We start from the raw sequence: 16,788 nt of genomic DNA on the forward strand, positions 1-16,788 counted from the left end.
CCATGAGCGACAAAGTAAACCAGGACGACATCAACAAGGCGCTGTGGGCTGCCTGCGATACCTTCCGCGGCACCATCAGTGCGGACACCTATAAAGATTTCATCCTCACCATGCTGTTCCTCAAGTACATCAGCGATGTCTGGCAGGACCACTACGACAGCTACAGGATGGAATACGGCGATGAGCCGGAACTGATCGAGGAGATGCTCAAGAACGAGCGTTTCGTGTTACCGCGCAATGCCAACTTCTATGCCCTTTACGATCGACGTTATGAGCCGGGCAATGGCGAGCGCATCGATCAGGCACTGCATGCCATCGAGGAAGCTAATGGCACCAAGCTCAAGGATGCCGGCAAGAGCGTGTTCCAGGACATCTCCTTCAACACCGACAAGCTGGGCGAGGAGAAGCAGAAGAACACCATCCTGCGCCACCTGCTCGAAGACTTCGCCCGTGAAGAGCTCGACCTCAAACCATCCCGCGTCGGCAGCCTGGACGTGATTGGCAACGCCTACGAGTACCTGATCAAAAACTTCGCCGCCAGCGGCGGGCAGAAAGCTGGTGAGTTCTACACCCCACCGGAAGTTTCCGAGCTGATCGCCGAACTGCTCGACCCGCAACCGGGCGACAGCATCTGCGACCCGGCCTGCGGCTCGGCCTCGCTGCTGATGAAGTGCGGGCGCAAGGTGCGCGAGCACCACAACAGCAAGCAATACGCCCTCTATGGCCAGGAAGCGATCGGCTCCACCTGGTCGCTGGCCAAGATGAACATGTTTCTCCATGGCGAGGACAACCACAAGATTGAGTGGGGCGACACCCTGCGCAACCCCAAGCTGCTCGATACCAATGGGCAATTGCTGAAGTTCGATATCGTCACCGCTAACCCGCCGTTCTCGCTGGACAAGTGGGGCCATGACGAAGCCGAGCACGATCAGTTTGGGCGCTTCAAACGCGGTATTCCGCCGAAAACCAAAGGTGACTTCGCCTTTATCCTGCACATGGTCGAAACCCTGAAAGCCAAGACCGGGCGCATGGCGGTGATCGTGCCTCACGGTGTGCTGTTCCGCGGCTCCAGCGAAGGCAAGATTCGCCAGCAGTTGATCGAGGAAAACCTTCTGGATGCCGTGATCGGCCTACCGGAGAAGCTTTTCTACGGCACCGGCATCCCCGCTGCAATCTTGGTCTTCAGCAAAGCCAAGACCGATGAAACCGTACTGTTTATCGACGCGAGCCGAGACTTCAAGTCAGGTAAAAACCAGAACGTGCTGGGGGATGAGCAGATCAAAAACATCCTAGTAACTTATCGCCACCGCATTAACTCGGATAAGTACAGCCACCGTGCCAGCCTGCAGGAAATTCGCGACAACGATTACAATCTAAATATCCCTCGCTATGTGGATACCTTTGAAGAAGAGGAAACAGTCGACTTGCTGCTTGTGCGCAAAGAGCGGGAGAAGCTGAAGGCGAAGCTGGCTGAGCTGGAAGTGCAGATGGATGTGTACTTAAAGGAGCTAGGCTATGGTGCGTAGCGCTCAAGAAAGCAACATACCTACTGACTGGAAGTATGACCTCCTCGATAATTTTACTGTTCGCGGCAGTGGCCATACGCCTAACAAAGAGAAATCCAATTATTGGAACGGGGGCATAAAATGGGTTTCGCTTGCCGACTCTTTTAATTTAGACAAAGGACTCATTTTTAATACTGATAAGGAGATCTCAGAAGAAGGCATCCAGAACTCATCTGCTGTTCTGCACCCAGCAGGAACCGTAATTTTGTCCCGTGATGCGGGTGTTGGAAAAAGTGCCATTCTGGCTAGCCCTATGGCAGTCAGCCAGCATTTTATCGCATGGCGCTGTGACAATAGCCAAAAAATGAATAGCTGGTTTCTATATAACTGGCTACAAATGATGAAACCAGAGTTTGAGCGTCAGGCGGTGGGCTCAACCATAAAAACCATTGGCCTGCCATATTTCAAAAAACTAAAAATTGCCGTACCACCCCATCACGAGCAAGAAAAAATCGCCAAGATTCTCTCCACTTGGGATCAGGCCATCGCTACTGCCGAGCAACTTCTGGAAAACAGCCTGCAGCAGAAAAAGGCTTTGATGCAGCAGCTGCTTGGCAGTCATGAAAGCGCTGAGGAAGATGGGGAGCAGGACTTCAAGCGTATATCCGAAATTGCAGAGCGCATTCAAAGAAAGTCTGATGGCGGCGATCACCCAGTGCTTACCATATCATCCCTCAGCGGATTTGTTCGGCAGGATGAAAAATATAATCGCTTTATGGCTGGCAAGAGCGTCGAGAGCTATATCCTGCTCAAGCGTGGCGAGTTTGCTTACAACAAAGGAAACTCCAAGACCTATGAATTTGGCTGCATATTTGATCTAGATTCTTTTGACGCCGGCCTAGTGCCTCATGTTTATGTCTGCTTTAAGCTAAAGCCGGGTCTTAGTCACCGCTATTTCAAGTATCTATTTGAGGCTGACTACCTGAAGCCTCAGCTTGGCCAGCTGGTCAATACTGGTGTTCGCAACAATGGCCTGCTCAACATCAAGCCTAGTGAGTTCATGAACACTAAGGTTCCGGTGCCTTCTCTGGAGGAACAAGAGCGGATTGCAGATATCCTGCATGTCGCCAGCAAGCAGGTTATTGCGCTAGAGCAGAAGCTCGCTTGCCTAAAGCAGGAGAAAAAAGCCCTGATGCAGCAGCTACTTACCGGCAAGCGTAGAGTCACTGTTGATGCCAAGGGGGCTATGTGAAGGATCGCACTATTAATTTTCGGCTGACCGATTGCGCTGGGCATGTAACGAATTTTCTAAGCTTGCGTTCCTTTCTGACGTTCTGTGAGGCAGAAGCAAGCTTTTGGAAGGAGCGTAAACAGATAGTCCAGACCGATAGAAATAGCGCTAACCATACACATCTGAATGCAGGCGATGTATTCACCCGAGCGGCAGATACGATTCAGGGTTGGAAGGACAACATAGAGGTCTGGAGCGACGATGATCTAAGCCGTCAGCTACAGCAGCTTCAGCAAAGCTATTTTCAGCGATTACAGCGAGACTGGCTTTGGCGTGGTCATCCTTTTGTTGAACCATTCGTCCAGTGCCTCAAAGAACATGGCGATAATACAGCTAATGCATTCTTGGACTTTTCGATTCGAAAATCCGTACAGAATATTAGCAATATCGAGCATTTCAAAGGCTACATGTATGCTTATGAATTTGCCAATCAGGACTCTCAAATAGTAAAGCGCCGCCATGGTGAGAAATTGTCTCTTGGGCATCTGCGCACGCAGTTCGCCGACGCCCAAGACAAACTATTCACTGAGTTTGGCGAGCTGAAATCTGAAATTACAGATTGGGATACACAGAATAGGGCTTCTAGCAGCAAACTTGCTAAAGTACAAAAAGCATTAGGCCGCCGAAAGATAAAGTCGCAATCCAATGCATTTGAACGACAATTAGCCGAATGGACTGAGAAAGTCACGACCCTTGAAAGCACTTATGAAGAAAAGCTGAAACTGAAAAAACCTGCCGAATATTGGGCAAAATCGGCGCGTAAGTATGGAATACAAGGCGGGCTTTGGACGCTAGCTATTGTTGCTTTGGTTATCGTCGCAGCGATAAATTTTCAAGAAATCTTTGTCACGTGGCTGCAAGGCCGCGAGACTCCCGTTCAGCTCAACACGATACAAGGGGTTATCCTTTTCGGTTCCCTTGCGGGTGTGTATGCGTTCTTGCTGAGGGTATTGTCGAGGCTGGCGTTTAGTTCGTTCCACCTTATGCGCGATGCCGAAGAGCGTGAGCAGCTAACCTACCTATATTTGTCACTCACTAACGAAGCAGAGATCGACAAGGAATCGAGAGATATTGTCTTGCAGGCCCTATTCAGCCGCAGCGAAACCGGCTTACTGGCGCAGGAGCATGGACCGACCATGCCCGGAGCATCAGAGATGCTGCGCTCAACGCTAAGAGGTAGAGGCCAATAACATGGATGCTAATGACCTGATCCTTTACACCAGTGACGACGGCGAAGCTCAACTAGTGCTCCGCGTACTGGATGGCCAAGTATGGCTGACGCAACTAGAAATGGCCGAGCTGTACCAAACCAGCAAACAGAACATCAGCTTGCATGTGCAGAACGTCCTCGCTGAGGGCGAGTTGACAGAGGAGGCAACCGTCAAGGAAAACTTGACAGTTCAAGCCGAGGGCTCGCGCCAAGTCAGGCGCAACCTAGCGTACTACGCTCTGCCGATGATCATCGCCGTGGGCTACCGGGTGCGCTCAACTCGTGGCACCCAGTTTCGTCAGTGGGCCACCCGCACCTTGGGTGAGTACCTGCAGAAGGGCTTCGTGATGGACGACGCCCGCTTGAAGGAGCCCCGCTGGGACTACTTCGATGAGCTGCTCAAGCGCATCCGTGACATACGGGCCTCGGAGAAGCGCTTCTACCAAAAGGTACGTGATCTCTTCACTCTGGCCGAGGATTACCGCGCCAATGAGCAGGACACCGCCCGCTTGTTTGCCGAAGTGCAGAACAAGCTGTTCTTCGCCGTTACCGGCCACACCGCCGCCGAGCTGATAGTGCAGCGCGCCGATGCCAGCGCACCCAATATGAACCTGCTTAGTTTCAAGGGCGACCGGGTGCGCAAAGCCGATGTTGTGGTGGCCAAGAACTACCTGAATGCCGAGGAACTAGACCAGCTCAATCGCCTGGTCGGCATGTTCCTCGACTTCGCTGAGCTACGCGCCGAGCAGCGTAAGCACTTGATGCTCGCCGATTGGCGGCAATACATCGACAGCTTTATGGCCTTCAACGAGCAACCGCTGCTACGCACTGCCGGCAGCATCAGCCACGAGCAGATGAAGCAGGTGGCACATGAGCGTTATGAGACGTTTGACCAACACCGCCGCAGCGCCGAGGCTTTGGCCGCCGATGCTCAAGAGCTGGCAGAGCTTGAACGTCTGGAAAAGCGCCTGAGTGCAAAGAAGAAATCCAAGTGACCGAATTGCCCGCTCACTCGATCAGGGAGTTACACCATGGATTTGGAACAACTGCGCGCACTGCTGGCGAAGGCCGAGCGCTTTTATCAGCCTGAGCGAGAGCCGAGCATTTTTGCCTTGGGTGGGCGCGGCTATTACGAAAACCCCACCACGGATTTGCTGGCGTTCTTCCTCAACCCAGCGCAGGTGCATGGATTGGAGGAGTGCTTCCTCACTGCGCTGCTGAATTGCCTGCCCAATACCTCAACGCTGACGCCTAGTTTGCGAGCGGCACCCCAGCGCGAGGTGGTCACCCACAACAGCAACCGAATCGACCTAGTGCTCCCCGGTGATGGATGGGATCTGCTCTTGGAAAACAAGATTTTCCACGGACAAGTGAACCCCTTTGCCGACTATGAAGCCTTCGCTCAGCGCAAACTCAACGATGGTGAGCGCCCGCTGTTTTATGCCGTGCTCTCACCATCAGGCAAAAGCGTGCGGGCCGCATGGCATGGCCTGAGTTATGCGAAATTTATTGACGCTGCACGTCAGCAACTGGCTCAGCGCATGCTGACTCATCCTGTAGATAAGTGGCAGGTGTTTGCCCGCGACTTCCTGCTGCATCTGGAAAACATCACTGTGGAGAAGGCCATGGACGCCAAAGCCGTCAACTTTGTTATCGAGCACCTGCATCAAATCAACAAGCTGACGCGCCTCAAGGACCAGGTCATTGATGCCCTCGACGCTAAGGTGCTCGACAAGCTCGATGCCGAGGTGCCCGGCTATGCGCGTTATACCCGGCGGCACAATTGGAAGAATGGCCCCGCACTGCGTTATGCCTCCGACAACTGGAAAACGTGGTCTGACGTTGTGCTCTACCTGAGCGGTGCCAACAGCACGATGAAGCCATCGGTACGGGTATACCTGTGTGATGTTGATGAGACGCTGCAAGAGCAGGGCCGAAAGCTCTTCACGGGAAACGAAACCAAGGTATGGAGTGAGGGGAAGAACAACAGCATCCTGGGTTTTAGCTGGGTGCTGGATCACTTTGATGAAGAGGAAGTGCTTGGCCTGATCGTTGAGAAAATGAAGCTGCTGATGACTTTCGAAAACGGAATACGTGCGCAAGTCGGTCAGCACACTGAGGCTTAGTTACATTGTCTGTCAGATTACCTGGCGGCTTTTGACCATGTGGTAGCCATGAGGGCTGCCGAGTGATTGCAAGGAGTTGGATGTGGGTTTGCAAAAGCGTATCGGGGATTTGGTCGCCAGCGTAAGCGCGGGCATGTTTGAGCGTGAAGAGATCATCGCGGTATCCCTGCTGGGAGCACTCTGCGGGCAGAATACATTTTTATACGGGCCACCCGGCACGGCCAAGAGTCTGATTTCTCGCCGTATAGCCTGCGCCTTTGAGCAGCCAACCTATTTCGAATACCTGATGAACCGCTTCAGCACACCTGAAGAGGTGTTTGGCCCTGTGTCCATAAAAGCGCTGAAAGAAGATCGCTACATTCGCAAAACAGATAGTTATCTGCCCAAGGCCGATTTCGCCTTCCTTGATGAAATCTGGAAGTCCAGCCCAGCTATTTTGAATACCCTGCTGACGTTGATTAACGAGCATGTGTTCCGTAATGGTGAAGCCATTGAGAAAGCCCCACTCAAGGCCCTGATTGCTGCATCCAACGAAACGCCAGATGCCAATCAAGGCCTAGAAGCCTTGTATGACCGCTTTATTGTGAGGCTGATGGTGGGGCCCATTCGTGAAGCCCAGCACTTCGATCAGCTACTTAATAGCAAACCGACCGAAGCCAAAATCGATATCCCCTCGGCTCAACAGGTGAAGTCCAGCGAATGGGCTGAGTGGATGGCGCAATTGCATCAGGTCAAGCTGTCTGCTGAGACGCTAACCATCATTCACTTGATCCGCGAACAGCTGGAGCAGCAATACGAAACGCTCAAGGTTTATGTCTCCGACCGCCGCTGGCAGCGCGCAGCGATGCTTATGAAGGCAGCAGCCTTTTTTAATGATCGCAAGGAAACCAACCATAGTGACGCCTTGCTGCTGCAGCACTGCCTGTGGACTCATGAAGAAAATCGTCAGGCTGTCTGGGATATCGTTGCGGAGGCGGTAAAGGCCTGTGGGTTTGATAGTGGTATAGATTTGGCTGCACTGGATAAAGAGAAAGACGCACTAGACAAGGAGATAAAGAAGGAGCTTTTCCATTCTGCTGATATTTACAAAACGGTAAAGCTCTCCAACAAGGATTTCTTTCAATGCAAAGGCACCTTCAAGCCCAAAAACAGCTACTACAGCAACTACGAAAAAGCATTTGAGATATTCATCGCAAAAGATAGACTCAAGACAAAAGACGAGTTCCACCCGCTAGACAGTAAAGGTAATGAACAGAAAAGTGTTAAGTGCAAATTTGACGGACAAGGAACCTGTCAGATCACCTTATCTAACGGCCACGTGGATTACCTGAGCATTAAGTTCACGCCTGAAGTTCTTTTTCACAAAGGCGACAGAAAGGAGGATATTAATATACGATTAATCACCTCCCTTTCCTCTTCGGTGAGTGAAATTCGCGAGAAGCTCTCTTTCACTCTGAAAAAAGTAGAGAAAAAATTTAAAGCCTACGAGACTAAGCTGAGCTCGCCTTTTGTGCCGGCAGATAAGATTTCTCTAGCAATTTCGGGAATAGCACTACAAATCGAAGGTTTGCAACTTCGTATCAAAGACTGCGAACGGCTGGAAGAATTATGCCGCTAGATCTACTGGCTAGTGCTGCCAAGGATGTTAGCGATAATGCTCAGCGTATCTTCGCGTCGCTATTAAGAGACTCTGATTCGATTGCAGGTCACGTAGCAGAGAGGATTCGGCTGTGGCAGCTGGCCTCGGCTGAAGAGCTGAAAGCTGAGTTCCCCTTTGCGCTATATGAGCAGCAGCTATCGAACTGGAAAACCCGGAACCAGTCTTCCCCTGTTTCGAGTGCAGAACTGGCAGCAGCTGTTGCGGAGTATGTTGCGCTCTGTCGTGTAGCCAAACTGCCGGACAATCAATCTTTTTGGCAGCGTGAGCTAGCAGCGGTGACGGCCTCTCAAACAGTTACCAAAAAACGTCAGGCCGATAGCACCGTAAGTGCCCGCCTTTTGCGAGATGAATGGCAAAAGGCGCTAGATAAAGCGCGGGCCGAGTGGGAGCTTGAGCGCATATCCATGCTGCGCCGGCAGTTCATGGAGGAGCTCGAGGTATTTCTGCAGTTACTGCAACAGCTTCAACAGCAGTTGGAAATGCTGGGGTTGGACCCGGGTATATTCCTTGACCTGTCCAAAGGCAATTTCTCTGCACAAGAGATCGAGCGCTTTAAGCGGTGGGCTAACTACTTGGCCAATGATCCGGGTGTTCGGTCGCTATGTGATTTGCTGGGCAAGCTACGCCAGCTGGAGTTATCCGAGCGTATCGAGCGAGCCCAGGTGCGCTATACGCAAGACATTGAGTTACCGGATATCAATTCGCGAGAAGAGATCATCGGCATTCGCCTAGGGCGTGACATCGAGCATGTGCTGCCCAGCGAGTTGGCACTTCTGGCTGACCCCGAAACGTCCATTCTTTTCGACCTCAAGTATGTCGAGTCACGCCTGATGTGTTTTGACATGCAGGGCATTCAGCGCGTGCAGCAACATCACCAAAAAGAAGAGCTGCGTAGCGTTGAAGAGGCAGCTAAACAAGGGCCAATGGTGATCTGTGTCGACACCAGCGGCTCTATGAGCGGTATGCCTGAGACGGTTGCCAAAGCCGTGGCGCTCTTCATTGCAGGCAAGGCCAGGCAGCAAAAGCGAGCATGCTATTTGATTAATTTTTCCACCGGCATCGAGACGCTTGATCTTGGCGACGACTTTGGTATGGAGGCATTGATCAAGTTTCTGGGCATGTCCTTTCACGGCGGTACGGATGCGATCCCGGCATTGGATCATGCGTTGGGTGTGATGAAAAGCGAAGCCTATGAACGAGCAGACCTGTTGATGATTTCAGACTTCATCATGGCTAGCTTGCCAGAGCATTTACGCCAGCAAATTGAGCAGCAGCGTACTCATGGCAACCGCTTCTATTCCCTGGTCGTAGGCGATTGCTTTATGACTCAGCGTTTAACCAGCCTTTTTGATCATGAATGGGTCTATGACCCACACAGCAGCCAGATTCATGAGCTGATTGGTTTTCAGCGAAAACTGGATGGCCGCCCGGAGAATCACAGCGCATGACACCAACACCGAAATTTCAGGAGGAGTACAGCGCAAAGCTTCCTGCTCTGGCGCTGCTCTGCAACCTCGGCTGGGAATTCATGTCACCCGAGCACGCTCTGGCTGCGCGGGCCGGTAAGAGCGATGACGTGGTGCTGCGTGATGTGCTGCGTGAGCAGCTGAGTAAGCGGCGCTTCCTGTTTGGAGGCGGTGAGTACCCGCTTTCCGCAAAAGCTATCGACAACCTGATCAGTGAAGTGTGCAGCCCTGCACTCAATGAAGGATTGATGGCTGCAAACGAACGGCTCTATAACCATCTGCTGTATGGCATCTCGGTGACGGAGTTCGTGGATGGTAAAAAGGCCAGCCCAACCGTGGCGCTGATCGACTGGCACAATCCAGCCAACAACAGTTTTATCTTCACTGAAGAATTTCGCGTGCTCCGCAGCGGCGGTGTGGAAGCGCGCAGGCCGGATATCGTTTGCTTCGTCAATGGCATTCCTCTGGTCGTAATCGAGGCCAAGCGCCCGGATGGCAATGCACAAAAAGGCCCGACAATCGACGAAGGCGTTTCGCAAAGCCTGCGCAACCAGCGCCATGACGAAATTCCCAAACTGTTCGCCTATAGCCAGCTACTGCTGTCGATCAATGGCAGCGATGGGCGCTATGCCACCTGCGGCACGCCAGCTAAGTTCTGGGCGGCCTGGCGCGAAGAGGATATCTCTACCTCTGAGTTGTACACGCTAAAGAATCGCCAACTGACTGGTGTGCAGAAGGCGGCAATTTTCAGCCATCGCCCAGCGGCTGATCTGCACTGGTACGAAAACCTGATCGCTGGCGGCGAGCTCGCACTGACAGGCCAAGATCAGTTGCTCATTAGCCTATTGTCCCCAGCCAGGCTGCTGGAGATGACTCGTTTCTTCACCTTGTTCGACAAGAAGGCCGGCAAGATCGTCGCGCGTTACCAACAGGTTTTCGGCATCAAACGGCTGATTGAACGGATCAATCAGAAACGCAAAGACGGCGGTCGTGAAGGTGGTGTCATCTGGCATACAACCGGCTCGGGCAAATCATTCACCATGGTTTTTCTGAGCAAGGCGCTGATCCTGCATGACTCTCTCAAGCAGTGCCGCATTGTGATGGTCACCGACCGGGTTGACCTGGAAAGCCAGCTGAGCAAAACGTTTGCCTCGGGCGGCGAACTGGCTGGCAAGAAGGATCGCGAGGCTGCCATGGCCACTTCCGGCACGCGCTTGGCTGAGCAAATCGGTAAGGGCAACGAGCGCATCATTTTCTCGCTGATCCAGAAGTTCAACAGCGCTACCAAGCTGCCACAGTGCGTGAACACCAGTGCCAACATCATCGTGCTTATCGATGAGGGTCACCGTAGCCAAGGTGGTGAAAACCATATCCGCATGAAGCAGGCACTGCCCAATGCGGCCTTTGTCGCGTTTACCGGCACACCGCTGCTCAAGGACGATAAGACGACGAACAAGTTTGGCCCCATCGTGCATGCCTACACCATGCAGCGCGCAGTGGAGGATCAGGCTGTGACACCGTTGCTCTATGAAGAGCGCATACCTGATCTGGATGTAAATGCGCGCGCCATCGACAGTTGGTTTGAGCGAATCACTGAAGGGCTAAACGAGCAGCAGAAAGCCGACCTCAAGCGCAAGTTCGCCAAGAAGGGGCAAATCTATAGCGCGGATGACCGTATTCGCCTGATAGCTCTAGATATTGCTAACCACTTCGTGAAGAACATCGACGAGGGGCTGAAGGGTCAATTGGCCTGCGACAGCAAGGCCTCGGCAATCAAATACAAGCAGTATCTGGATGAGGCAGGCTTGTTCGAGAGCGCCGTTGTGATGAGCCCGCCGGATAGCCGTGAGGGCAACACCGATGTGGATGAATCGGCCTCACCCGAGGTAACCCAGTGGTGGAAGAAAAACGTCGGCAGTACGGATGAGCAGATCTACACCAAGCAATTGATCGAGCGATTCGACAAGGATGACTCTCTCAAGCTCCTGATAGTGGTGGACAAGCTGCTGACGGGATTCGATGAGCCGAAAAATACCGTGCTCTACATCGACAAGCCACTTAAGGAGCACAACCTGATCCAGGCGATTGCTCGGGTAAACCGCCTGCACCCACTGAAGAAGTTCGGCCTGCTGATCGACTACAGGGGCATCCTTTCCGAGCTGGATACCACGATCCAAAAGTATCAGGATCTGGCCTCCCGCACTCAGGGCGGCTATGACATCAATGACATCGCTGGCCTCTACAACCAGATGAGCAGCGAGTACAAACGGCTACCCCAGCTGCATAAGAACCTCTGGGCGATCTTCTCCGATGTGAAAAACAAAGGTGATATCGAACAGCTACGCCAAGTGCTGGTGCCCAGGATGCAAGAGCGCGATGGGGAGCTGGTTGATGTGAATCTCAAGGTACGCGACGACTTCTACGAAGCGCTGACCGAGTTCGCTACCTGCCTAAAGGTCGCTTTGCAGTCAGCATCCTTCTTCGAGGACACCAGCTTCAGCAATGCCGACCGCGCTCATTACAAGGAAACCCTTAAACAGTTCTCCAGTCTGCGCCAACTCGCCAAACAAGATGCCGGTGAAACGGTGAACTACGACCAGTATGCCGAGCAGGTACGTAAGCTGCTGGATAAGCATGTGGTAGGCGTCGAGGTGAAAGACCCCGGCGGAGTTTATGAAGTCGGCAAGATGGGGCAGCAAAAGCCTGAACAGTGGAGCGAGGAAAAGACACGCAACGAAACAGACATCATCAAGACCCGCGTCAGCAAGATGATTGAGCAGGAGTTGCGTGATGACCCCTACGCCCAAGAAGCGTTCTCCAAACTGCTGCGCCAGGCCATCGAAGAGGCAGCAAAGCTATTTGACCACCCGCTTAAGCAATACCTGCTATTCCACGAATTTGAGCAGAAGGTGCAGGCCCGCAAGCTCGATGAGCTGCCCGATGTGTTTGCGGGTAACCGGCATGCCCAGGCGTACTTCGGCATTTTCAAGAAGAGCCTTCCTGAGGCCTTGGTTTCAGCTGATGAACAGGCACAGGAGCACTGGGTAAAACTAGCTTTCAGCCTGGATGAAATGGTCACGACCTCAGTGGCTGAGCATTCAATCAACCCACAAAATATTGAGAGCGATATTCGCAAGAAGCTACTGCCGCTGCTCTTCAAGGAGTGCAAAGCGGTGGGCGCTGGCATGGATCAGGCGAAGGCCATGGTTGAGTGGGTGGTGCAAATCACGCGAGTAGGCTTGTCCGGCTTATGAGTGTACCCATCGTCATGAGCGCTCCACCTGCCTCCGCAGTGTCGAGCTGGCTGAGCTTCCACTATGCCGATGAGTTGATACAGGTTGAAAGGACGCGAAGGGCTCGCGATGTTTCACGCATTCTGATCAAAGTCGATCCGGACTGCCGCGTGCGCGTCAGTGCGCCGGATGGGGCCAGCGATGAACAGGTATTGGCCGCGCTGAAACGACGCGGTCGCTGGATCTATGAGCAGCTTCGTGAGTTCCGTGCTCAGCTAACCCACGTTCGCCCGCGGCAGTACGTCAGCGGGGAAAGCCACTACTACTTAGGCAAGCAGTATGTGCTCAAGGTGATTGAGGCGCCTGATGAGCTACAGCAGGTGCGTTTGTTGCGGGGCAAGCTGGAGGTTTCTGTTCGGGTCAAGTCGGCAGACAAGATCCGCGCACTCCTTTACGCCTGGTACAAAGCTCGCGCCCGTGAGGTGTTTGATCGACGTCTAGACGCTGTCTTGCAACAAGCCCTTTGGGTTGCAGCCAAGCCGCCACTGCGCATCCTAAGCATGCAGACACAGTGGGGCAGTTGTTCACCTGCGGGCCGTATCACGCTCAATCCCCACTTGGTTAAAGCATCCCGCGAGTGCATCGACTATGTGATCTTGCATGAGCTTTGCCACATCGCCGAACACAACCACAGTGAGCGGTTCTACCGCCTTATGCAGCAGGTCATGCCGCAATGGGAAAAGACAAAAAAACGACTGGACGGTATGGCGGCTGCCTTGCTGAACGGAGGCTGAGCATCTCTTGATTCACGTGCATCCATCAATGCACTTCATCTCCAGCCCCCACAAGCCGGATGAATCCGTCGCCTTGTTTTAAGACTGAAAAAAGGACACGATCCAAGGACAGCCTTTGAGGCAGCTCACTCGTTCACAAAAAAGGAATTATGTGTGCCGCTTGTCCAATGGATTTCAGATTTTTTATCTAGGCGTGGACTGCAAGAGCCGGATGGTCGTCCCCTATTCGCCTATAAGACCTCATCAGAAGAATTCGAGACACTGCGCCAGCTCTTGCATGGGCTCAACCTAGGGCAACACGCGCACCCCGAATATGCTCAGGCCTGGCTACTTTTTGCGGCCGAATGGTGGAAGCGCGAATATCCAGGGGGAGCATGGCGCTGGGGACCACTGTGCGAGGCAGCCGGCCAGAGAAAGGTAGCTCATGAGAAGACCCGCAGCCTGGTAATTGATGGGCGTCGTCAGTGGCGTCTGCAAACCACTATAAAAAGTGAAGGCAAACGTTTCATCGGCCTGGTCGCGGTGAATGGCGGCCTGCCCATGCGCCTTGTCGAGTCGGCACAGGGCGGGTTATCCCGCCTGCTACGCATGGTCACTGAGCAGGCACTGGAATACCGCCTGCAGGATGAGCATCTGCGCCAGGCCATCGAGGCCCAGGCCGAGCTTTTGCCCGCCTGCTACCAGCAGGCGCCGGTCTACGAACTGCTCGACAGCTTGGTCAAGGCGGTGCTGCACATCCGCAAGGCCTATGCCCTGCAGGGCGCCCAAGACCCAATCGCCCGGCTGCAGGAAGAGTGCCCTCACTGGGAAGAGCTCTTCCCCATCGCCCTCGATTCCCAGGCCGCCGCCAGCCTGATCAAGGGTCTGGTCCGGGATACAGTCAGCATCACGCCCCAGTCGCGGCGGCCTCCTTTCCAGATCCAGCGCGGCCTGCGCTTCAGTTCCGATGGCTCCATACCCGTCTACGAGCAGTCCTTCGTGATGCAGGCTCAGGCCAGGCGCGATCAGGTTGCCGAGGCGCTGGGGATGGCCGTGGATGCGCTGCCGCCACACTTCCAGCTCCTGCTGCGCATCGGCGAGCGGGAATACCTGGTCGGCGAAGCCCTGCTTAGAGACGAGGAATACCAGCTGATCGCCAGGCCGCTGCCGGCCATCCACAGCCTGCACAATGCCGCGCAGCTGATCGTCAGCCGCTGGGGCGCCACCCTGCACATTGCCAACCTACCGGGCGGCGAAGCCTTGAGCCATGACGAGCCGCTGATCTTCGAGAATACCTACCCCTTTGCCCGCCTGCTCGCCCAGGGCGATGCGCTGGTCAAGGGCGAGTCGGCACTGGCGGCCATGCCGGCAAGAACCATCGTGTATGCCGAAGAAGGCGAGGCTCGCGAGCTGCATGACTGCCTGGCCGACGGGCAAATGCTGATGGAACTTCCCGCCGGTACCACCCGGCTCACGTACAAACAACAGCCCTTCGTTGTCACCATCAGCGCCAGCGCTACCCGCCACCCGGAAGCCTACTGGCATGGCAACAGTCTGGAGGCGCTCTCCGTGCCGGGGCTGCTGTTCCGTGGCACGCCGCGCCTACGCATTGAGCAGGGAACGGGCTTTTCCAGCTATGCGCCCGCCCATGAGCTGTTTGTCCGCACGCAGGGCAAGGAGCTGCCGCTCGCCCAAGCCCGGGCGCCGGGGCTGTGCCGGCTGATCTGGCGCAAGGATGGCCAGCGCCTGCTGAACACCCGCGCCGTGCTTCTCCCGGACGAAGCCTCCATCACCTACGCGCCGGGCGCCACTACCCTCGAGGGCAGCATTCGCCTTCACCACTGGCCTGATGTGCCCGTGCGCTGCGAGAGCGAACAGATCGCGCTGGAGCGCCGCCATGATGGAACAGGCCTGGCCCTGCGGCTGAAGAGCACCGGCAGCCGGCCGGCCACCACGGTTCCGCTGTGCCTGCAGTGGCCCGACGGCGAGCAGAAGCTCACTCTGCCCTTCCCCGGCTATGGCGTCACGCTGCTGCGCAACGACACTCCTCTCAAGCTGAATCAGGCCCTGACCATCGAAGAGCTGATCGGATGCCGTGCGGTATTGATGTCGACACAGGGCGCCGAGAACTGGCAGATTCGCCTGACCTCCGGCGGCACCGACTCACGCTCCACCCTGTCGCAGGAAATTCGCTACACCGGGATCCGCGAAATCCGTCTGTTCGAGCTGATTCCGGCAATCCAGCAGATGATGTCCTGCCACCCCGGACTCGATCATACCGTGCAGCTGGAGCTGATCCACGCCCACCAGACCCACGCCCGCCTGCAGGTGGGCCGCTACTCGACGCGCATCCGCCTGCACAGCCAAAAAGAAATGGCCTCCCTGAGCGATGGCGCTCGTGATCTCCTGCCCGAGCAGTCCCAGGCCGAGGGCCTGATACTGGCCCTGCCTCTGGCCGAGCCGGAACATGACCCAGTCAGCCTGCCGCTGCATTTCTCCGAGCAGGTGTTCACCGGCAACTGGCTGGTCAGCCTGCCGACCGATGCGGTTGGTCCCTGGCTGCTGTACACCCCCGACGACTCCAAACTGCACAGCCGTCCGACCGTCGTGCCGCCGACCGTGAGACAACTGTCGAAGCCCCTGACCCCGCTGCGCGACGCGCTCTGCGAAGCCGATGGTGAAGAGCGCATGCGCCTGCTCCGAGCCGCGCTGCGCGCCATGGCCGCGGATCCGGAAGCCGAGGACTGGCAGACGCTGGAGCTGCTGCTGGACCGGCTGCACCATCTGCCGCTGGCCAGCCTGGATATCTGCCAGGCACTGATCCGCGAGCCGCAAGCGCTGGCCATGGCCACCCTGCGGCTGGACGATTTCTCCAGCCGCCTGGCCGAGCGCCTGCCCTGCGAGCTGCCCTTCGAGTGGCTGCTGATTGCCCCGGAGCACTGGTTCGACACCTTTGCGACATTGCGCCAACAGCTGGCCGTCGACAATCCCCGGCTACTGTCGCTGATCCGCACCGACATCCAGAGTAAGAGCCAGTTCCTGTCTCGCTGGCAGCCCGCGCTGCGCTTTATCTTCGATCAGGGCCTGCACCACTCCTTCGATCTGCAAAGCCCGGATGTGGGGTTCTTCCTGAAAAACCCGGCGATGCTCACCGCCTCCTGGCAGTCGCACCTGTTTGATGGCGAGCACTCGGCCATGCAGCAGATGTTCCGGCGGAACCCTGCCGAAACCCATCAATACCCCGGCAGCGGCAATACGGATATAGGAGCCTTCCTGAAAACGCCCCACGGGCAAATGCTCCTCCGCTGCAGCAAGCTCCCTGCCAACGACTTCAAGTTGGCCACGGTCATGCTGCCCTTCATGGCCGCCTTCGATACCTACGCTGGCCGCGGGCAGCAATGGCAAGCCGACCCGGCACGCCTGTTCAGCCTCAGAAATGCTCGCCAGTTCGATAGCGTCTGGTTTGACTCGGCCTATCAACTCGGCCTGGCCATGGCGCAAGCCGCCTCGATGCAGAAGTGAAT

10 protein-coding genes are annotated in these 16,788 nt (G+C 55.2%); all 10 read left to right on the top strand.

Annotated elements, in window-relative coordinates:
* Positions 1-2 precede the first annotated feature (2 nt).
* The 10 genes from B3361_RS10840 (at position 3) to B3361_RS10885 (ending at position 16,786) form a co-directional block, all read left to right on the top strand.
* Positions 3-1,526: a type I restriction-modification system subunit M gene (locus tag B3361_RS10840; RefSeq protein ID WP_033991389.1), complete on the top strand. Its 1,524-nt coding sequence runs from the start codon at positions 3-5 to the stop codon at positions 1,524-1,526.
* Entirely contained in the window at positions 1,516-2,757 is a 1,242-nt protein-coding gene (locus B3361_RS10845) for a restriction endonuclease subunit S (protein ID WP_071534856.1), read from the top strand. Before B3361_RS10840 ends, B3361_RS10845 begins: the two co-directional genes overlap by 11 nt.
* Complete coding sequence (locus tag B3361_RS10850; RefSeq protein ID WP_054881248.1) at positions 2,754-3,986, top strand: DUF6161 domain-containing protein; 1,233 nt, start codon at positions 2,754-2,756, stop codon at positions 3,984-3,986. Before B3361_RS10845 ends, B3361_RS10850 begins: the two co-directional genes overlap by 4 nt.
* A 1-nt stretch (position 3,987) precedes the next feature.
* Positions 3,988-5,001 carry a virulence RhuM family protein gene (locus tag B3361_RS10855; RefSeq protein ID WP_003291346.1) on the top strand — a complete coding sequence of 338 codons (1,014 nt, stop codon included), beginning with the start codon at positions 3,988-3,990 and terminating at the stop codon, positions 4,999-5,001.
* A gap of 36 nt (positions 5,002-5,037) precedes the next feature.
* The gene (locus tag B3361_RS10860; RefSeq protein WP_054881249.1) at positions 5,038-6,132 is read left to right on the top strand and encodes a PD-(D/E)XK nuclease family protein; all 1,095 of its coding nucleotides are present in this window, start codon (positions 5,038-5,040) and stop codon (positions 6,130-6,132) included.
* Positions 6,133-6,214: 82 nt separating this feature from the next.
* Positions 6,215-7,750, top strand: a complete 1,536-nt coding sequence (locus B3361_RS10865; protein WP_054881250.1) for an AAA family ATPase — start codon at positions 6,215-6,217, stop codon at positions 7,748-7,750.
* Positions 7,741-9,240, top strand: coding sequence for a VWA domain-containing protein (locus B3361_RS10870; protein WP_054881251.1), 1,500 nt, complete (start codon positions 7,741-7,743; stop codon positions 9,238-9,240). Before B3361_RS10865 ends, B3361_RS10870 begins: the two co-directional genes overlap by 10 nt.
* A complete protein-coding gene (locus B3361_RS10875) occupies positions 9,237-12,512 on the top strand; it encodes a type I restriction endonuclease subunit R (protein ID WP_054881252.1) in 3,276 nt (1,091 codons plus the stop codon). The genes B3361_RS10870 and B3361_RS10875 overlap by 4 nt, the downstream gene beginning before the upstream one ends.
* Positions 12,509-13,285: a M48 family metallopeptidase gene (locus tag B3361_RS10880; protein WP_054881253.1), complete on the top strand. Its 777-nt coding sequence runs from the start codon at positions 12,509-12,511 to the stop codon at positions 13,283-13,285. The genes B3361_RS10875 and B3361_RS10880 overlap by 4 nt, the downstream gene beginning before the upstream one ends.
* Before the next feature lie 153 nt (positions 13,286-13,438).
* Complete coding sequence (locus B3361_RS10885; protein ID WP_223656451.1) at positions 13,439-16,786, top strand: STY4851/ECs_5259 family protein; 3,348 nt, start codon at positions 13,439-13,441, stop codon at positions 16,784-16,786.
* The last annotated feature ends 2 nt before the right edge of the window (positions 16,787-16,788 follow it).

The organism is Pseudomonas sp. UBA6699 (assembly GCF_002454615.1).
Taxonomy (GTDB): Bacteria; Pseudomonadota; Gammaproteobacteria; order Pseudomonadales; family Pseudomonadaceae; genus Aquipseudomonas; species Aquipseudomonas juntendi.

What these genes read in the sequence shown, in the direction of transcription:
- B3361_RS10840 (WP_033991389.1), top strand. Translation starts at nt 3, where the DNA reads ATGAGCGACAAAGTAAACCAGGACGACATCAACAAGGCGCTGTGGGCT.
- B3361_RS10845 (WP_071534856.1), top strand. Translation starts at nt 1,516, where the DNA reads ATGGTGCGTAGCGCTCAAGAAAGCAACATACCTACTGACTGGAAGTAT.
- B3361_RS10855 (WP_003291346.1), top strand. Translation starts at nt 3,988, where the DNA reads ATGGATGCTAATGACCTGATCCTTTACACCAGTGACGACGGCGAAGCT.
- B3361_RS10860 (WP_054881249.1), top strand. Translation starts at nt 5,038, where the DNA reads ATGGATTTGGAACAACTGCGCGCACTGCTGGCGAAGGCCGAGCGCTTT.
- B3361_RS10870 (WP_054881251.1), top strand. Translation starts at nt 7,741, where the DNA reads ATGCCGCTAGATCTACTGGCTAGTGCTGCCAAGGATGTTAGCGATAAT.
- B3361_RS10875 (WP_054881252.1), top strand. Translation starts at nt 9,237, where the DNA reads ATGACACCAACACCGAAATTTCAGGAGGAGTACAGCGCAAAGCTTCCT.
- B3361_RS10880 (WP_054881253.1), top strand. Translation starts at nt 12,509, where the DNA reads ATGAGTGTACCCATCGTCATGAGCGCTCCACCTGCCTCCGCAGTGTCG.